The organism is Methylobacterium sp. C25, assembly GCF_021352225.1.
Classification (GTDB): Bacteria; Pseudomonadota; Alphaproteobacteria; order Rhizobiales; family Beijerinckiaceae; genus Methylobacterium.
Window position 1 is genome coordinate 958,574 of record NZ_JAAUVI010000001.1, and the last position, 13,648, is coordinate 972,221.

Below are 13,648 nucleotides of genomic sequence, written 5' to 3' on the forward strand. Positions count from 1 at the left end.
CATCGGACCCTGTCCCGATTGGAGGCCTCAATGCTTGCTCATGGAGTCCTTCTTCTCCATCGAGTCCTTCTTCATCATCGCGCCGCCGTCTTTCTTCATGGCGCCATCGCTCTTCATCGAGTCGGTGTGGCCCGAGCCGGACTTCATGTGGCCGGCCTTCATGCTCTCGGTGGCAGCGCCGGCCGGCTTGGCATCCTCGGCGAAAGCCGGGGCGGAGAGGGCGAGAAACGCGGCGCAGGCGGCGATCGCGACGGAATGGCGCATGATGGTCTCCTGAAGGTGGCTGTGTCGTGAGAACGCCTGTCTCGGCGTCCTGAAGCTCTTTCGCGCGGGGTACCGCGGCGGTTACGTTTGACCCGTCACAGACGTGCGGCGCCGAGAATGCGACCGTCCGCTGCCTGCAGGATCAGCGCGGCATCCTCACCGGCCGGCGCGGCCTCGGCCAGGGTCACAGCGGAGCCTTTCCAACGGCCGATCTCCCGGAGCGAGCGCACGATGTTCGCCTCGGTTAGCCGACGGCCGCTATTCTCACCGCGCCCGATCGCGGTGGTGTGCTCGCGGTCGAATCCAACGAGAAGCAGGCGGCCTTCGCCCTGGCCGGCGCCAACCGCGATGTTTACCCCAGCACCCGAACGGCTGATCGTCAGCGGCACCGCCGTCCGCGCCTGGGACCTCGCGCTGGTAATGGCCGCTTCGACCTCGCCGCGGCGCGACCCGACGACGCTGGTCTGCCCGTCAATGACCGCCTGCGGCGTGAAGGAGGTCTCGCCGAGGCGCGAACCGTAGTCCGCCTGCCGCTCCGTGGCAGCCTCGAGTGAGAAGGGATCGCGCCAACCGAGGCGGTTCCAATAGGTCACATGGAAGGCGAGCGGCAGCACGTCTCGCCGCCCTTGCGCCAACTGTCGGAGATGTTCGTCCGCCGGCGGGCAGGACGAGCAGCCCTGCGAGGTGAACAATTCGACGACGACGGGCCGCTCGACGGCCTGGGCCGAGATTGCCGCCGAGAACGGTGCCGCGAACAGGGCCGCGGCGATCATGAGGCTGCGCATGGGACATTCCCTGGATGATGATGCATCCAGGTTCGCTGATGCAGGGGGCTCGGTTACGAGCGCTTCTTGGTGAGCTGGTCGACCCGCCTGCGCACCTTCGCGCCGAAGCCCGTATGGCGCTTGCCGGCCGGTCCGGCGAGTGCCTGGGCGACGACCGGAGCCTGGTTGCCGTAGCGGGCGATCAGCCGGCGCGCCTCGGCATCGACGGAGGCCCGTTCCGCGCGAAGGTCAGAGATCCAGGTTCGAAGCGACATGACCATGAAGGGTCAATCGCACCGCGCTGGCGCGGTGCCGAGAACCGAACCTCGACCGGGCGACAGGGTTAACCAAAGGTTTCCACCTCTGTCTGCCGAAACCGAGACACCCCGTCGGCGCCGACGGAGCGCTCGCTTGACACCCCCCGCCCCGGCCGTAAACCGGCGCCGTCTTCCCCGCACCCGGACTGCGCATGCCGAGCGACGCCGATCTCTCGCCCAAGACCTCGTTCCAGGGCCTGATCCTGACGCTCCAGCGCTTCTGGGCGGCGAAGGGCTGCGTGATCCTCCAGCCCTACGACATGGAGGTCGGTGCTGGCACGTTCCACCCAGCGACGACCCTGCGGGCGCTGGGGCCGAAGCCGTGGAAGGCAGCCTACGTGCAGCCCTCTCGCCGCCCCAAGGACGGCCGCTACGGTGAGAACCCGAACCGGCTGCAGCACTACTACCAGTTCCAGGTCATCCTGAAGCCGAACCCGCCGAACCTGCAGGAGCTCTACCTCGAGTCGCTCGCCGCCATTGGCGTGGACCTCAAGCTCCACGACATCCGCTTCGTCGAGGACGATTGGGAGAGCCCGACGCTCGGCGCCTGGGGGCTCGGCTGGGAATGCTGGTGCGACGGAATGGAGGTGAGCCAGTTCACCTATTTCCAGCAGGTCGCCGGTTTCGAATGCGCGCCGGTGGCAGGCGAGCTGACCTACGGCCTCGAGCGTCTCGCCATGTATGTTCAAGGCGTCGAGAACGTCTACGACCTGAACTTCAACGGCGGTGAAGGCGCGGACAAGGTCACCTATGGCGACGTCTTCCTGCAGGCCGAGCAGGAATACTCCCGGCATAATTTCGAGGCGGCCGACACGACGATGCTGTTTCGTCAGTTCACGGACGCGGAAAAAGCCTGCCGCAGCTATCTCGATGCTGGAGATCCCGGCGAGGGCCAGCGCCACAAGATGGTGCAGCCGGCCTACGACCAGTGCATCAAGGCGAGCCACGTCTTCAATCTGCTCGATGCCCGCGGCGTCATCTCGGTGACCGAGCGTCAAAGCTACATCCTGCGCGTCCGCGAGCTGGCCAAGGCCTGCGGCGCGGCCTGGCTCCGGACGGAAGCCGGCGGCGCACCGGCCTAAAAGCGGTGCGCTCGGCCCACGGCGTCACGCTCGGCGAAGCGACACGGGTCTGGGCGCGGATCGCGCTGCTGAGCTTCGGCGGTCCGGCCGGACAGATCGCGGTGATGCACCGTATCCTGGTCGATGAGCGCCGCTGGATCGGCGAGGAGCGGTTCCTCTACGCGCTCTCCTATTGCACGCTCCTCCCCGGCCCTGAGGCCCAGCAGCTCGCAACCTATATCGGCTGGCTCATGCACCGGACCGCCGGCGGCCTGATCGCCGGTGTCCTGTTCGTGCTGCCGGGCGCTGTTTCGATCATGGTGCTCAGTCTCGTCTATGTTGCCTTCGGGCAGACCGGGATTGTCGCAGGGCTGTTCTTCGGGCTGAAATGCGCGGTGCTCGCCGTCGTGCTGCAGGCGGTCGTGCGGGTCGGTTCGCGCGCGCTCCGCAACCAAGTGATGCGTGCGATTGCAGCGATCGCCTTCGTCGCGATCTTCGTGCTGTCGGTACCGTTTCCCCTGATCGTGCTGGCGGCCGGACTCGCCGGCTATGCCGGTACCCATCTCGGATCATCGGCCTTCGCAGCCGGAGGTAGTCACGGCACCCCGGACGCCGCGGGTCCGCTAGATGTCGACAGCCTGCTCGGCGATACCATCCCGGAGCATGCCCGGCCCAACGTCGGCTGGTCGCTGCGCATCGCCGCCGTGCTCGCCCTGTTATGGCTCGTGCCGGTGGCAGCCCTCGTGGCGCTCTTCAGCCCCGGCAACGCCTTCGCCGACATCGCCGTGTTCTTCTCGAAGATGGCGGTCGTGACCTTCGGCGGTGCCTATGCGGCCCTCGCTTATGTCGCCCAGGCAGGCGTCGAGACCTATGGCTGGCTGAGGCCCGGTGAGATGCTCGACGGGCTCGGCATGGCCGAGACGACCCCGGGGCCACTGATCATGGTCACGCAATTCGTCGGCTTCCTGGGGGCTTTTCGCTCACCGGGCAGCCTCAACCCGTATCTGGCGGGGATTCTCGGCGGCCTGCTCACGACCTGGGTCACGTTCGTGCCCTGCTTCCTCTGGATTTTCGCGGGCGCGCCGTACGTCGAGGCCCTGCGCGGAAACCGTGCTTTGTCCGGAGCACTCGCGGCGATCACGGCGGCCGTGGTTGGGGTGATCCTGAACCTCGCTCTCTGGTTCGCGCTGCATACGCTCTTCGCGCGCGTGCAGGTCCTTCGGCCCGGATTTGGCCTCGCGATCGATTGGCCGGATTTCGCGAGCGTGAACCTGCCGGCTCTCATGCTCACGGCGGCTGCGATCCCGGCCGTGTTGTATTTCAAGATCGGGATGATCCCGACGCTACTCGCCTGCTCCGTCATGGGCATCACGCTACATCTCACCGGCATCGTCTAACCGGCTGCGGAGCTCAATCATGCCCGGTCACAGTTTATTCGCCGGAAAATCACATGTCGTCTTCGACGCATACGGCACGCTTCTCGATGTGCATTCGGCCGTCCAGCGCCATGCTATGCAGGTCGGTCCCGAGGCTGGTGCACTGTCTGGCCTGTGGCGCGTGAAGCAACTCGAATACACCTGGGTGCTCTCGCTGATCGGGCGCTACCAGAGCTTCTGGTCCCTGACCGAACAGGCGCTCGACTACGCGCTCGCTCGACATCCCAACGTCGATCCCGCCCTGCGCCAGCCGCTGCTCGATGCCTATCGCGACCTCGACGCCTATCCGGAGGTCCCGACAATCCTCACGCGGCTTCGCGCTGCGGGTCAGCGCACCGCGATATTTTCCAATGGAAACCAATCCATGCTCGACCGGGCTGTCGCCTCCGCCGGGCTCACAGATCGCCTCGATGCAGTCCTCTCCGTGGACGACGTTGAGATCTTCAAGACGGCGCCGAAAGCCTATCAGCTCGTGCTCGATCGCCTCGGTGTTACAGCTGCGGAGGTCGTCTTCTGCTCGTCGAACCGATGGGACGTGGCAGGCGCGTCCGCCTTCGGCTTCACGACGGTCTGGGTGAACCGCCAGGGGGTGCCGGAGGAGTATCCCGAACTTCGGCCGGCCGCCGTGATCAAGGATCTCGAGGGCCTGCTCTGAGCCTCAGCCGCGGGCGCGTCCGCGCAGCGAGGCGGGTTGCCCCGGAAGCTGCAGCTTCACACCGGTGGCGGTGACCGCATCGCCCTCTACGCGAAACACCTGCAGGGTCCGATCGACGTAGTTGCCGACATAGACGAAGCGCCCCGAAGGCGAGAAGGCGACACCCTGCGGAACTGCTCCGGCCTCGGCAGCTCCGGTGACGTGCACGGACCCGTCGGAATCGATGGTCAGCAGCACGACGAGGCCCTTCGGCCCGTAATTCGGGCTCGATTGCGGCGCGGAGGAACCGCGCACCACCGAGAGGGCAGCGTGGCGCCCGTCCGGCGCGATGTCGAGGGTTTCTGGCGTGTCGCCGACACCGAGCCAGTCCACCACCTTCGGTATGTCGAGATTGGCGTCGATCACGCTGACGCTGTCGGCATTGCCGTCGGATGGACTGGCGCCGGTGTTCGCAGTGAGCGCGAGCCTGGCATCCGGCGTCACCTCGATGCCGTACACGCCCGCTCCCACGGGCATGTCCTGCGCAGGATCGTAGGTGACGGTGGTCCCCTCGATCTTGAGGACCCCGATCTTTCCGGCCTTATTCTTGGCGACGAAGGCACGCTGGCCGTTCGGCGAGATCGCCACCGCGGCAGCCTCGTCGCCGACATCCACCGTCGCGATCGGCGTCACCTTCGTACCGGCGATCGAGAGCACGGTGACGCTCTTGCCCTCGCGGTTGGCGACGAGGGCGAGATCGCCGGCCCCGTTGATCGCCAGACCCGACGGCTGGCGCCCGACGGTGATGGTCTCAACAAGCTGCGGCGGGTCGCTGGTCAGGTCGAGGACGTGCAGCCGATCGTCGGGCTGCGCGTACCAGGGCCGATCCCCGGCGCCTCCGTCCTTGGCCTCGCCCTCCTTCGGCTCCTCCTGGCGCATTGTCACCGAACTCGCCACCAGGCCGAGCCGTCCATCCGGCGTGATCTGCAGGTTGGTCGGGGGTCCGTAGACCGAGTTGTCGAGCAGCATCGTGGTGGCGACCTGCGGATGGGACTCGTCCCGCACGTCGATGAACGCGATGGCGTCCGCGCCGTTCGGGCCGTTCCGGGCGCCCGCAGGATCGAAAAAGGTTTTGCCGTCGAGGCCGACGAGCATGAAGGCGGGCGCCGGCGCCGCCCGAAGCGGGCTCGTTGTGAGCAGCAGGCCCGCGAGAAGCGCGACGCGGCCGGCCCCAAATCTCGTCATCGCGCGAGCTTCCACGTCTGGGTTCTCCTTCCCCTCGTGGGGACGGTCCTCAACGATCCGATCCGTTCTCCCACCGAAGAGGAGCGACACCACCGATCGATGGCAAGGTCTATGGCGCAATCTGTGTCCGGTTCGCGTGCCGCCCGGCACATGTGGACGGCCCCTCGAGCCCCCTCTGCAGGCGGGTTAATCGCTGTCGTGAGCCGGTCGCATTTGCTGATTGTTAAGCGCAATGCTGCTTAGCTTGGCGCCACGTCATCGGGAGATAGCGATCGTGCGTGCCTCTACGTCCTTCGGACTCGTTCATCACGGACTCCGCGCCGCGGTCATTGGCGCGCTCAGCCTCGCCGCCGTGGGCCATGCCGACGCGCGCGACAACACGGGCGCTGTGATCGGCGGCGCTGCCGCCGGCCTTCTCGGCGGTGTGGCGCTCGGCGCCATGCTCAACAACAATCCGCCGCCGCGCCCTATGCCGCGTCCGGTCTATGTCGAAGAAGAGGCTGGGCCCGTCTATGTCGCCCCGCGCCCCCGCGGCCCGATCTGCCATTACGAGCGCCGCAAGGTGTGGCTCGACGAAGGCGAGTTCACCTACAAACGCGTCGAGGTCTGCGAATAAGCAGTCGTCACGCGGATCGAGATCGGGCGCCCTTCAGACGGGCGCCTTTTTCGTATCGGCTCCACGTCCGGTCGCGAGCTTGAGGACGGCAGCGCCCGTCAGCCCCGAAAGCAACGAGCCGACGAGCACGCCGAGCTTCACCTCGGTCTCGTGCAGGCCACCGCTGAAGGCGAGGCCGCCGATGAACAGGCTCATGGTGAAGCCGATGCCGCAGAGCAGCGCCACGCCGTAGACCTGCCCCCAATTCGCCCCGCCGGGCCGCGCGGCGATGCCCGTCGCGACGGCGAGGCCGACGCTGGCCACCACGCCCACCTGCTTGCCGAGAAACAGACCGAGCGCCACGCCGAGCGTGACCGGATCGAGCAGCGCATCGAAAGGCAGGCCGATCAGCCGGACGCCGGCATTGGCGAAGCCGAAGATCGGCACGATCAGGAAGGCGACCCAGGCATGGAGCCCGTGCTCCAGGCGATGCAGTGGCGAGGTCTCGTCCTCCGGACGGCCCGGCGTCGGGCGGATCGGGACGAACATCGCCAGCAGCACGCCGGCCACCGTGGCGTGCACGCCCGAGCGCAGTACCAAGACCCAGAGCACGGCACCGAGGGCGAGATAGGGCCAGAGCGCCCGCACGCCCGAGCGGTTCAGCACGAACAGGGCTACGAGGATCGCGGCGGCACCCGCCAGCATCGTCGCGTCGAGGCTGCCTGTATAGAACAGGGCGATGATGACCACGGCGCCGAGGTCGTCGACGATCGCCACCGCCGACAGGAAGATCTTGAGCGAGACCGGCACCCGCGGCCCGAGCAGCGCCAGCACGCCGAGTGCGAAGGCGATGTCGGTGGCGGCAGGGATCGCCCAGCCGCGCTCCGTGCCGGCTCCGAGGTTGAAGGCGAGATAGACCAGTGCCGGCGCGGCCATGCCGGCGGCCGCCGCGAGGCCGGGGAGCACCCGATCCGGCCAGGTCCGCAGGCGTCCGTCGAGCCCCTCGCGCTTGATCTCGAGGCCGACGAGCAGGAAGAAAACGGCCATCAGGCCGTCGTTGATCCAGTGCAGCAGGCTGAGCGGGCCGAGATAGGCGTGGAGCGCGTGAGTGTAGGTCTCGCCCAACGGCGAGTTCGCCACGAGCAAGGCCGCGGCGGCAGCGGCCATCAGCACGATCCCGCCAGCCGCCTCGCTGACCAGGAACGAGCGCAACGCGGAGAGGGGACGGCGGGCGCGCTTGGGCAGGGCGCGAACGGACTTGGGCGGCGTCTTCATGACGAGACGACCTGCCCGCTCATCACCCGCAGGACAAGGGCGGCGTTCGCGGAATCGAAAGGCCGTGCGTCAGATGAGTGACTTTCGACGCCAGGCGCCCGGTTTCGACCGAGGTCGGCTGTTCGGAGGGCCAATGGTCGCCGATCACGTGATGGCCGATCTCGGCGCCCTTGCGCAGCGCCCATCTGCACGCTAACACTGAACCATATGGTACAGTTTTCTGCAGCGCGCCTCGACGCCTCCTTCTCAGCGCTATCGGACGCCACTCGCCGCGGCGTGCTGGAGCAGCTCGGACGTTCGGACGCTTCCATCACTGAGCTTGCCGACACATTCCACATGACCCTCACGGGCATGAAGAAACATGTCTGCATCCTGGAGCAGGCGGGGCTGGTCACGACGCAGAAAGTCGGGCGCGTGCGCACCTGCCGGCTCGGCCTGCACGGACTCGAAGAAGAAGCGGCCTGGATCGAGGGCCGTCGGCAGATCTGGAATGCACGCTTCGACGCGTTGGACCATGTCGTCGAGGCCCTCAAACGGAAGGAAACGCGCGATGGGCAATCGGATAGGTGACGGCCGCACGGCAGTCGAACGCAAGTCCGAGCGCGAACTCACCGTCACGCGCATCTTCAACGCTCCGGTTCGTCTCGTCTTCGATGCTTGGACCAAGCCGGAACTGTTCAAGCTCTGGTGGGCACCGAAATCGAGCCCCGTACCCATGCTGTCCTGCGAGATGGATGTTCGCACCGGCGGCAGCTACCGCATCGTGTTCGGCCACGATGCCGCTAATTCCAGGGCCTTCTTCGGCAAATATCTCGAAGTGTCGCCGCTCGCGCGCCTCGTCTGGACAAATGACGAAGGCGGTGACGAGGGCGCCGTGACCACAGTGACCTTCGAGGAGGAGGATGGCCGGACGCAACTGGTCCTCAAGGAACTCTATCCCTCGAAGGAAGCGCTCGACCAGTCTTTCGTCGGGATGGAGGACGCAGCGCCCGAACAGTTCGGGCAGTTGGACGAGCTTCTCGTCACCCTGGGCCGGGGCGAATGACAGCTCCTGCCTCCAACGCAACCGGCGCGAAGTCCGCCCACTAAGTCGCGCCGCCGATCAGCGCCCGGATCAGCGCCTTGCCGTCCTCGCTCGCCCATTCGGCCGGGCCCTTCATCACGCCGACCTCGCAGCCCTTCGCGTCGATCAACATGGTCGTCGGTAGGCCAGTCGAGCCGGTCTGCTGCTGCACGGCGGGGAGCACCTTGCCGGCCGGGTCGCCGTAATAGGCGAGGCTCTTGATGCCGTTGTCAGCAAGCCATTTCGGCGGCTTGTCGAGGTTGCGGGTCTCGATGTTGATCGTCACGACCCGGAAGCGGTCTCCGCCGAACTCGGCCTGCAACCGGTCTAATGCCGGCATCTCGGCCTTGCACGGGGCACACCACGTTGCCCAGAGATTGACCAGCAGCGCCCTGCCCTTGAGCGCTGTGAGATCGGTGTCGGTCCCGTCGGGCGCCTTGAAGTGCAGGTTGGCCGCAGGCTTCGGTTCGCCCTGGGTCTCGAGAGCCGCGACTTCGCCGCGCGAGAGAGGGGCGACCCGCTTCACGGTCGGGCTCGCCTCGGCACAGGGCTCGGCCGCGGCGAGGTTGCCGATCTTCGAGCCGGTCCCGTATAGGGCGAGCCCAGCGAGGATCGCGGCGGCCGCACCGGCGGCGAGGAGCATGCGGCTCGCCATCAGATCCGCTCCGGCAGGAAGGTTTCGTCAGACATGAGCAACCGGATGTGGGGCGGGCGCTTCGCAAGCGGCCCCGCCGAGATCATGGAGGAGATCAACGCCTCCATCGGGTTCGACAAGAGGCTGGCCCCCCAGGACATTCGCGGCTCGCTGGCGCATGTCGCGATGCTCGGCGAGGCCGGGATCCTGCCGAAGGACGATGTGGCAGCGATCCAGGCCGGGCTCAAGACCGTGGAGTCCGAGATAGAGCGCGGCGAATTCGTCTTCGACCGCGCGCTCGAGGACATCCACATGGCGGTGGAGAACCGCCTGACGCAGATCGTCGGGCCTTCCGCCGGCCGCCTGCACACGGCCCGCTCGCGCAACGACCAGGTCGCCACCGACATGCGGCTCTGGGTGCGCGACACCCTCGACGCCCTCGACGCTCAGGCCGCCGACCTGCAGCGGGCGCTCGCCGAGACGGCGCTGAAGCATGCCGGCACGGTGATGCCGGGCTTCACGCATCTGCAATCGGCCCAACCGGTGACCTTCGGCCACCATTGCCTCGCCTATGTCGAGATGCTCGGCCGCGACCGTGGCCGTTTCCGTGATGCTCGCGCACGGCTGAACGAGTGCCCGCTCGGCGCGGCTGCGCTCGCCGGCACCTCCTTCCCGATCGACCGGCACGCCACGGCTGCGGCCCTCGGCTTCGACCGGCCGACGGCGAATTCCCTCGATTCCGTCGCCGATCGCGACTTCGCACTGGAATCGCTCTCTTCCGCCTCGATCTGCGCGATCCACCTCTCGCGCTTGGCTGAAGAACTGGTGGTTTGGACGTCCGCACAGTTCAACTTCGTGAAGCTTTCGGACGGCTACACGACCGGCTCGTCGATCATGCCGCAGAAGCGCAATCCGGACGCGGCGGAGCTGATCCGTGCCAAGTCCGGCCGGATCATCGGCGCGCTGACCGGCCTGATGATCGTCATGAAGGGGCTGCCGCTCGCCTATTCGAAGGACATGCAGGAGGACAAGGAGGGCACGTTCGACGCCCTGCAGTCGCTCTCGCTCTGCCTCGCCGCGATGACGGGCATGGTGCGCGACCTGCAGCCCGTGGCCGAGGTCATGAAGCGCGCGGCCGGCTCCGGCTACGCCACGGCGACCGATCTCGCCGACTGGCTGGTGCGGGAGCTCGGCATGCCGTTTCGCGAGGCGCACCACGTCACCGGCCGTCTCGTCGGCCTCGCGTCCAAGCAGGGCATCGGGCTCGAAGAGCTGACTCTGCCGGCGATGCAGGAGGTCGAGCCGCGTCTCACCGATGCGATCTACGACATCCTCGGCGTCGAGAACTCGGTGAAGAGCCGCACCAGTTACGGCGGCACCTCGCCGGTCAACGTGAAGGCTCAGGCGGAACGCTGGCTGCAAGAGCTCGGCGTGTAAAAAAAATCGCGCCGGCAACCTGTGGAAGGTCGGCGCGTTCATGGTTCAGCTAACTGACGCTTCGTATGGGTTGGCGAAAGCGTAGCGGAGCCCATGTTCATGGCCGTCGAGAGTTGGATTACCCCTGAAGAGACCCCGGCTCTCGCCGAAGCTGCCAAGGCCGTCATCGAGTGCCGTCTGAGCCGGATCTCGGCTGCCGAGCGCGAGGCGTACTGGGCCTCGATCCGCAAGGCGTACAACACGCCCTACAACCCGCCGGTCAGCAAGCGTGCGCAGGCGGCCCAGGTCTCGGTGATCGAGATCTCGACCGCCGAGCTGCCATCGGTTGACGTGCAGGCCGCTGCCTTGGCCTCCGCGACGCTATCGGCCGACATTCAGGCTGCCTGAGCCGATGGCCGCCCCGTCGGTGGCCCCTCGTGGATAAATCTGTGCCGTTACGGCGACAGCGCGGCGTTTCGCCGTAAAATCGCACCGTTGCGCACGTTCCGTTGCGCGATCGTTCGCGTTCCGGGACCCTGCCCATGCCTCATCTCTACCGCCGCGCCTCCGCCGGGCTCCTCGGATTGGCCCTGCCGGGCCTGCTCGCGCTTGCGGGCCTGAGCGCCACGGCGTCGGTCGAGGGCGTTCGCGCGCAGGAGGCAGCGCCTGCGGCCGAGGAGGCACCGAGCCGTGGCCGGCGTCGCGGTCGCAACCGGCACAGCCGGAACGAGAAACCCGAGGCGGTCGCGAAGGGCCCCGCCCTGCCGCCGGGCATGCAGCAGGCCACCCCAGTCGTGACGTTTGGCGATTGGAACGTCTTCACCAACGGTCAGCAAGGCAAGGGCCGCGTCTGTTACGCCATCGCCCAACCGCAGACTCGCACTCCCAAGACCCTAGCGCGCGACACTGGCTATCTGTTCGTTACGGTTCGTAAGGGCGAAAACGTCCAGAACGAGATCGCCGTGATGTTCGGCTTCAAGCCGAAGCCGGCTGCCGCCCAATCGAAGCCGGGGGCCACTGCGGCCAAGACCGACCCCTACATCGCGCTGGGCAGCACGCGCTTCGGTCTCGTGGTGAAGGACGAGAACGCCTGGGTGCAGAACCAAGCCGAAGAGACTCGCATCGTCGCCGAGATGGGCAAAGCGCAGACCGCCAGCGTTCGCACTGTCTCGGCGCGCGGCAAGCCGACGAATGACGAATACGCGATGGGCGGCTTCGCCGAGGCTGTGAAACGCGCCCGCGAGGAGTGCAAATAGGCGGCGGCCGGCAATCCCGACGAAAACGCCGCCGTGCCGATGATCTCGGCCGGCAGCGTTCGTGTCGTCTGGGACTGGTTGCGGACGATCAGACAGCCTGCAGCAGCGGCTGACGGAGCGACCGGGCTCCCGGCCGCGACCGCTCGCGAGCAGCGCGGGTCGCCTGCTCGAAGCTTCGAAACAGGGTGCCGTCGAGCGTGTCGAAGCTGCGCTCGGACGAGTAGAAGCGGACGCCACCATGCTCCGGTACGGCAATGCCGGCGGTGGTCTCACCGACCTCGATGATGCGCGCGGTCATGCGATCATGCGGGGTCGGATCAGTGAGGGTGCTCAAGGTAGGCTCGATGGAAGTCGTGGTCGACGCTGACATCGGTTCAATGATCTCCGGCAGCCTTTCGAAGGCCAAAAACGACGAAAAAGCAGAATGCGAGACTATGAAGTCTCGCTAAGCTTCAGCGTCGACAGCGTTGGCCCAGCCGGCGGGAACTATTCGCAAAACGTATCAAGCTCGATGCAAAGCGCACGGGAAGTCCTCCTCGATGAAGGACCACGAGGCGTCAGACGCCTCGTGATGCTTTAGCGTTTGATGACGCGGCGCAAGCTATCCACTTCAAATCACCGCGGTATGACGATCTCACACAACATCAGGGTGCCCATTCGGGTTCCCATGGTCAACGGAATGTTCTTTCGAACTTTATTGCGATCGGAAAAGAAACCAACGCTGAGACTGGCCGAGACAGGACCAACCTATGTTTCGGCCTTGAAGGTCTAGAATCATACCAAGACTAGGAAGCGTGATGGGAACACGCGCCTCCAACTAGGAGACGCTTGGGACCCTTACCGCAATCCACCGAGCAGCGCGCCGAGCTGTCGATAATCGCGGAAAACATGCCCCGCTCCGGCTTGAGCAAGATCCCTGCCAGTTCGGTCGTGACCCCAATGGCCGCCACCGGTGAAGCCGAGCACGCGCATCCCGGCGGCACGTGCCGCGGTCACGCCTGGCACGCTGTCCTCGATCACGAGGCAATCGTCCGGACGGACGCCCATCTCGGCAGCGGCGTGGAGGAATAGATCGGGGAACGGTTTGCCGCGCTCGACCATGGCCGAGGAAAACAGGTGGCCTCCGAACAGCGGTAGAAGGCCTGTGAGCGTGAGCGAGTGGCGCAGACGCACGGGGTCGCTGCTAGAGGCGACGCAGATCGGGATATCGAGCGCCTGGATGGCTTGGGCGACGCCAGCCATGGCCTGCAGCTCCCTGTTGAAGACGCCCAGCGTCTCGGTCTTCACCGCGTCCACGAACCCCTCGGGTACGTTCACGGTCGGGTAGTCGCGGGCGATGTGCTCCATGATCGAGGTCATGGAGGTGCCGGCGAAGAGTCGCCGCACGCTGTCCGTGTCGATGTCGACGCCGATGCGGTTGAGCCCGGCCGTGAGGGTCGAAAGGCTGAGGGGCTCGGAATCGACGAGCACGCCGTCGCAGTCGAAGATCACCAGGGCGGGGCGGGCGTCGGCCGGCTCGGCGAGATCCGAACCCGCACGCATCCGTTCCGTCATGTCGTCTCCGCGCCGTGCTTCCTCGGTGCGGGCCTCCTGGCATGCCAGAGACAGGCTGGCAACGCCGTGCCACTCGCCCTGCCCTTCGACGGCAGATAGGGTGTACGCGCCCGCTCAGATCTCGCCTGGCGCGC

At 66.6% G+C, this 13,648-nt stretch carries 17 protein-coding genes; 9 read left to right on the plus strand and 8 right to left on the minus strand.

Annotated elements, in window-relative coordinates; translation table 11 throughout:
• Window positions 1-27 precede the first annotated feature (27 nt).
• The 3 genes from HCU64_RS04565 to HCU64_RS04575 form a co-directional block, all read right to left on the minus strand.
• Window positions 28-264 (minus strand): hypothetical protein, encoded by a 237-nt coding sequence (locus tag HCU64_RS04565; RefSeq protein ID WP_233382564.1) that lies wholly within the window; start codon window positions 262-264, stop codon window positions 28-30.
• A gap of 95 nt (window positions 265-359) precedes the next feature.
• A complete protein-coding gene (locus tag HCU64_RS04570; RefSeq protein WP_233382565.1) occupies window positions 360-1,049 on the minus strand; it encodes a DUF1223 domain-containing protein in 690 nt (229 codons plus the stop codon).
• 53 nt (window positions 1,050-1,102) lie between these two features.
• Window positions 1,103-1,309 carry a hypothetical protein gene (locus HCU64_RS04575; RefSeq protein ID WP_233382566.1) on the minus strand — a complete coding sequence of 69 codons (207 nt, stop codon included), beginning with the start codon at window positions 1,307-1,309 and terminating at the stop codon, window positions 1,103-1,105.
• Between the two features lie 188 nt (window positions 1,310-1,497).
• On the opposite strand from HCU64_RS04575, the gene HCU64_RS04580 reads away from it, so the two are divergent.
• From HCU64_RS04580 to HCU64_RS04590, 3 genes are read left to right on the plus strand one after another with little or no spacing between them, the layout of a single operon-like run.
• Window positions 1,498-2,427, plus strand: a complete 930-nt coding sequence (locus tag HCU64_RS04580) for a glycine--tRNA ligase subunit alpha (protein ID WP_233382567.1) — start codon at window positions 1,498-1,500, stop codon at window positions 2,425-2,427.
• Window positions 2,428-2,432: 5 nt separating this feature from the next.
• On the plus strand, window positions 2,433-3,803 hold the full coding sequence (gene chrA / locus HCU64_RS04585) for a chromate efflux transporter (RefSeq protein ID WP_233382568.1): 1,371 nt from the start codon (window positions 2,433-2,435) through the stop codon (window positions 3,801-3,803).
• Between the two features lie 19 nt (window positions 3,804-3,822).
• On the plus strand, window positions 3,823-4,497 hold the full coding sequence (locus HCU64_RS04590) for a haloacid dehalogenase type II (protein WP_233382569.1): 675 nt from the start codon (window positions 3,823-3,825) through the stop codon (window positions 4,495-4,497).
• Between the two features lie 3 nt (window positions 4,498-4,500).
• On the opposite strand, the gene HCU64_RS04595 is transcribed toward HCU64_RS04590, so the two are convergent.
• Window positions 4,501-5,721 (minus strand): YncE family protein, encoded by a 1,221-nt coding sequence (locus HCU64_RS04595; RefSeq protein ID WP_233382570.1) that lies wholly within the window; start codon window positions 5,719-5,721, stop codon window positions 4,501-4,503.
• A gap of 274 nt (window positions 5,722-5,995) precedes the next feature.
• On the opposite strand from HCU64_RS04595, the gene HCU64_RS04600 reads away from it, so the two are divergent.
• A complete protein-coding gene (locus HCU64_RS04600) occupies window positions 5,996-6,337 on the plus strand; it encodes a hypothetical protein (protein ID WP_233382571.1) in 342 nt (113 codons plus the stop codon).
• Between the two features lie 33 nt (window positions 6,338-6,370).
• Here the strand turns inward: HCU64_RS04600 and nhaA are convergent, their stop codons facing one another.
• Window positions 6,371-7,591 carry a Na+/H+ antiporter NhaA gene (gene nhaA, locus HCU64_RS04605; RefSeq protein WP_233382572.1) on the minus strand — a complete coding sequence of 407 codons (1,221 nt, stop codon included), beginning with the start codon at window positions 7,589-7,591 and terminating at the stop codon, window positions 6,371-6,373.
• 207 nt (window positions 7,592-7,798) lie between these two features.
• Between nhaA and HCU64_RS04610 the strand changes: the two genes are divergently transcribed.
• Window positions 7,799-8,161, plus strand: a complete 363-nt coding sequence (locus HCU64_RS04610) for an ArsR/SmtB family transcription factor (protein WP_233382573.1) — start codon at window positions 7,799-7,801, stop codon at window positions 8,159-8,161.
• A complete protein-coding gene (locus tag HCU64_RS04615; RefSeq protein ID WP_233382574.1) occupies window positions 8,142-8,636 on the plus strand; it encodes an SRPBCC family protein in 495 nt (164 codons plus the stop codon). Before HCU64_RS04610 ends, HCU64_RS04615 begins: the two co-directional genes overlap by 20 nt.
• Window positions 8,637-8,676: 40 nt before the next feature.
• Here the strand turns inward: HCU64_RS04615 and tlpA are convergent, their stop codons facing one another.
• Window positions 8,677-9,309 carry a thiol:disulfide interchange protein TlpA gene (gene tlpA, locus HCU64_RS04620; RefSeq protein WP_233382575.1) on the minus strand — a complete coding sequence of 211 codons (633 nt, stop codon included), beginning with the start codon at window positions 9,307-9,309 and terminating at the stop codon, window positions 8,677-8,679.
• A gap of 33 nt (window positions 9,310-9,342) precedes the next feature.
• Between tlpA and argH the strand changes: the two genes are divergently transcribed.
• The 3 genes from argH (at window position 9,343) to HCU64_RS04635 (ending at window position 11,960) form a co-directional block, all read left to right on the plus strand.
• Window positions 9,343-10,725 carry an argininosuccinate lyase gene (gene argH / locus HCU64_RS04625; RefSeq protein ID WP_233382576.1) on the plus strand — a complete coding sequence of 461 codons (1,383 nt, stop codon included), beginning with the start codon at window positions 9,343-9,345 and terminating at the stop codon, window positions 10,723-10,725.
• A 99-nt stretch (window positions 10,726-10,824) separates the two neighbouring features.
• A complete protein-coding gene (locus HCU64_RS04630; protein WP_233382577.1) occupies window positions 10,825-11,112 on the plus strand; it encodes a hypothetical protein in 288 nt (95 codons plus the stop codon).
• Window positions 11,113-11,246: 134 nt separating this feature from the next.
• A complete protein-coding gene (locus tag HCU64_RS04635) occupies window positions 11,247-11,960 on the plus strand; it encodes an invasion associated locus b family protein (RefSeq protein WP_233382578.1) in 714 nt (237 codons plus the stop codon).
• Window positions 11,961-12,048: 88 nt separating this feature from the next.
• Here the strand turns inward: HCU64_RS04635 and HCU64_RS04640 are convergent, their stop codons facing one another.
• Together HCU64_RS04640 and HCU64_RS04645 are read right to left on the minus strand one after the other, a co-directional pair.
• A complete protein-coding gene (locus HCU64_RS04640) occupies window positions 12,049-12,294 on the minus strand; it encodes a hypothetical protein (protein ID WP_442785903.1) in 246 nt (81 codons plus the stop codon).
• A gap of 503 nt (window positions 12,295-12,797) precedes the next feature.
• The gene (locus tag HCU64_RS04645) at window positions 12,798-13,514 is read right to left on the minus strand and encodes an HAD family hydrolase (protein ID WP_233382579.1); all 717 of its coding nucleotides are present in this window, start codon (window positions 13,512-13,514) and stop codon (window positions 12,798-12,800) included.
• Window positions 13,515-13,648 lie beyond the last annotated feature (134 nt).

What these genes read in the sequence shown, in the direction of transcription:
- HCU64_RS04580 (WP_233382567.1), top strand. Translation starts at nt 1,498, where the DNA reads ATGCCGAGCGACGCCGATCTCTCGCCCAAGACCTCGTTCCAGGGCCTG.
- HCU64_RS04570 (WP_233382565.1), bottom strand. Translation starts at nt 1,049, where the DNA reads ATGCGCAGCCTCATGATCGCCGCGGCCCTGTTCGCGGCACCGTTCTCG.
- HCU64_RS04565 (WP_233382564.1), bottom strand. Translation starts at nt 264, where the DNA reads ATGCGCCATTCCGTCGCGATCGCCGCCTGCGCCGCGTTTCTCGCCCTC.
- HCU64_RS04645 (WP_233382579.1), bottom strand. Translation starts at nt 13,514, where the DNA reads ATGACGGAACGGATGCGTGCGGGTTCGGATCTCGCCGAGCCGGCCGAC.
- argH (WP_233382576.1), top strand. Translation starts at nt 9,343, where the DNA reads ATGAGCAACCGGATGTGGGGCGGGCGCTTCGCAAGCGGCCCCGCCGAG.
- HCU64_RS04635 (WP_233382578.1), top strand. Translation starts at nt 11,247, where the DNA reads ATGCCTCATCTCTACCGCCGCGCCTCCGCCGGGCTCCTCGGATTGGCC.
- HCU64_RS04610 (WP_233382573.1), top strand. Translation starts at nt 7,799, where the DNA reads ATGGTACAGTTTTCTGCAGCGCGCCTCGACGCCTCCTTCTCAGCGCTA.
- HCU64_RS04575 (WP_233382566.1), bottom strand. Translation starts at nt 1,309, where the DNA reads ATGGTCATGTCGCTTCGAACCTGGATCTCTGACCTTCGCGCGGAACGG.
- HCU64_RS04595 (WP_233382570.1), bottom strand. Translation starts at nt 5,721, where the DNA reads ATGACGAGATTTGGGGCCGGCCGCGTCGCGCTTCTCGCGGGCCTGCTG.
- nhaA (WP_233382572.1), bottom strand. Translation starts at nt 7,591, where the DNA reads ATGAAGACGCCGCCCAAGTCCGTTCGCGCCCTGCCCAAGCGCGCCCGC.
- tlpA (WP_233382575.1), bottom strand. Translation starts at nt 9,309, where the DNA reads ATGGCGAGCCGCATGCTCCTCGCCGCCGGTGCGGCCGCCGCGATCCTC.
- HCU64_RS04590 (WP_233382569.1), top strand. Translation starts at nt 3,823, where the DNA reads ATGCCCGGTCACAGTTTATTCGCCGGAAAATCACATGTCGTCTTCGAC.
- HCU64_RS04630 (WP_233382577.1), top strand. Translation starts at nt 10,825, where the DNA reads ATGGCCGTCGAGAGTTGGATTACCCCTGAAGAGACCCCGGCTCTCGCC.
- HCU64_RS04615 (WP_233382574.1), top strand. Translation starts at nt 8,142, where the DNA reads ATGGGCAATCGGATAGGTGACGGCCGCACGGCAGTCGAACGCAAGTCC.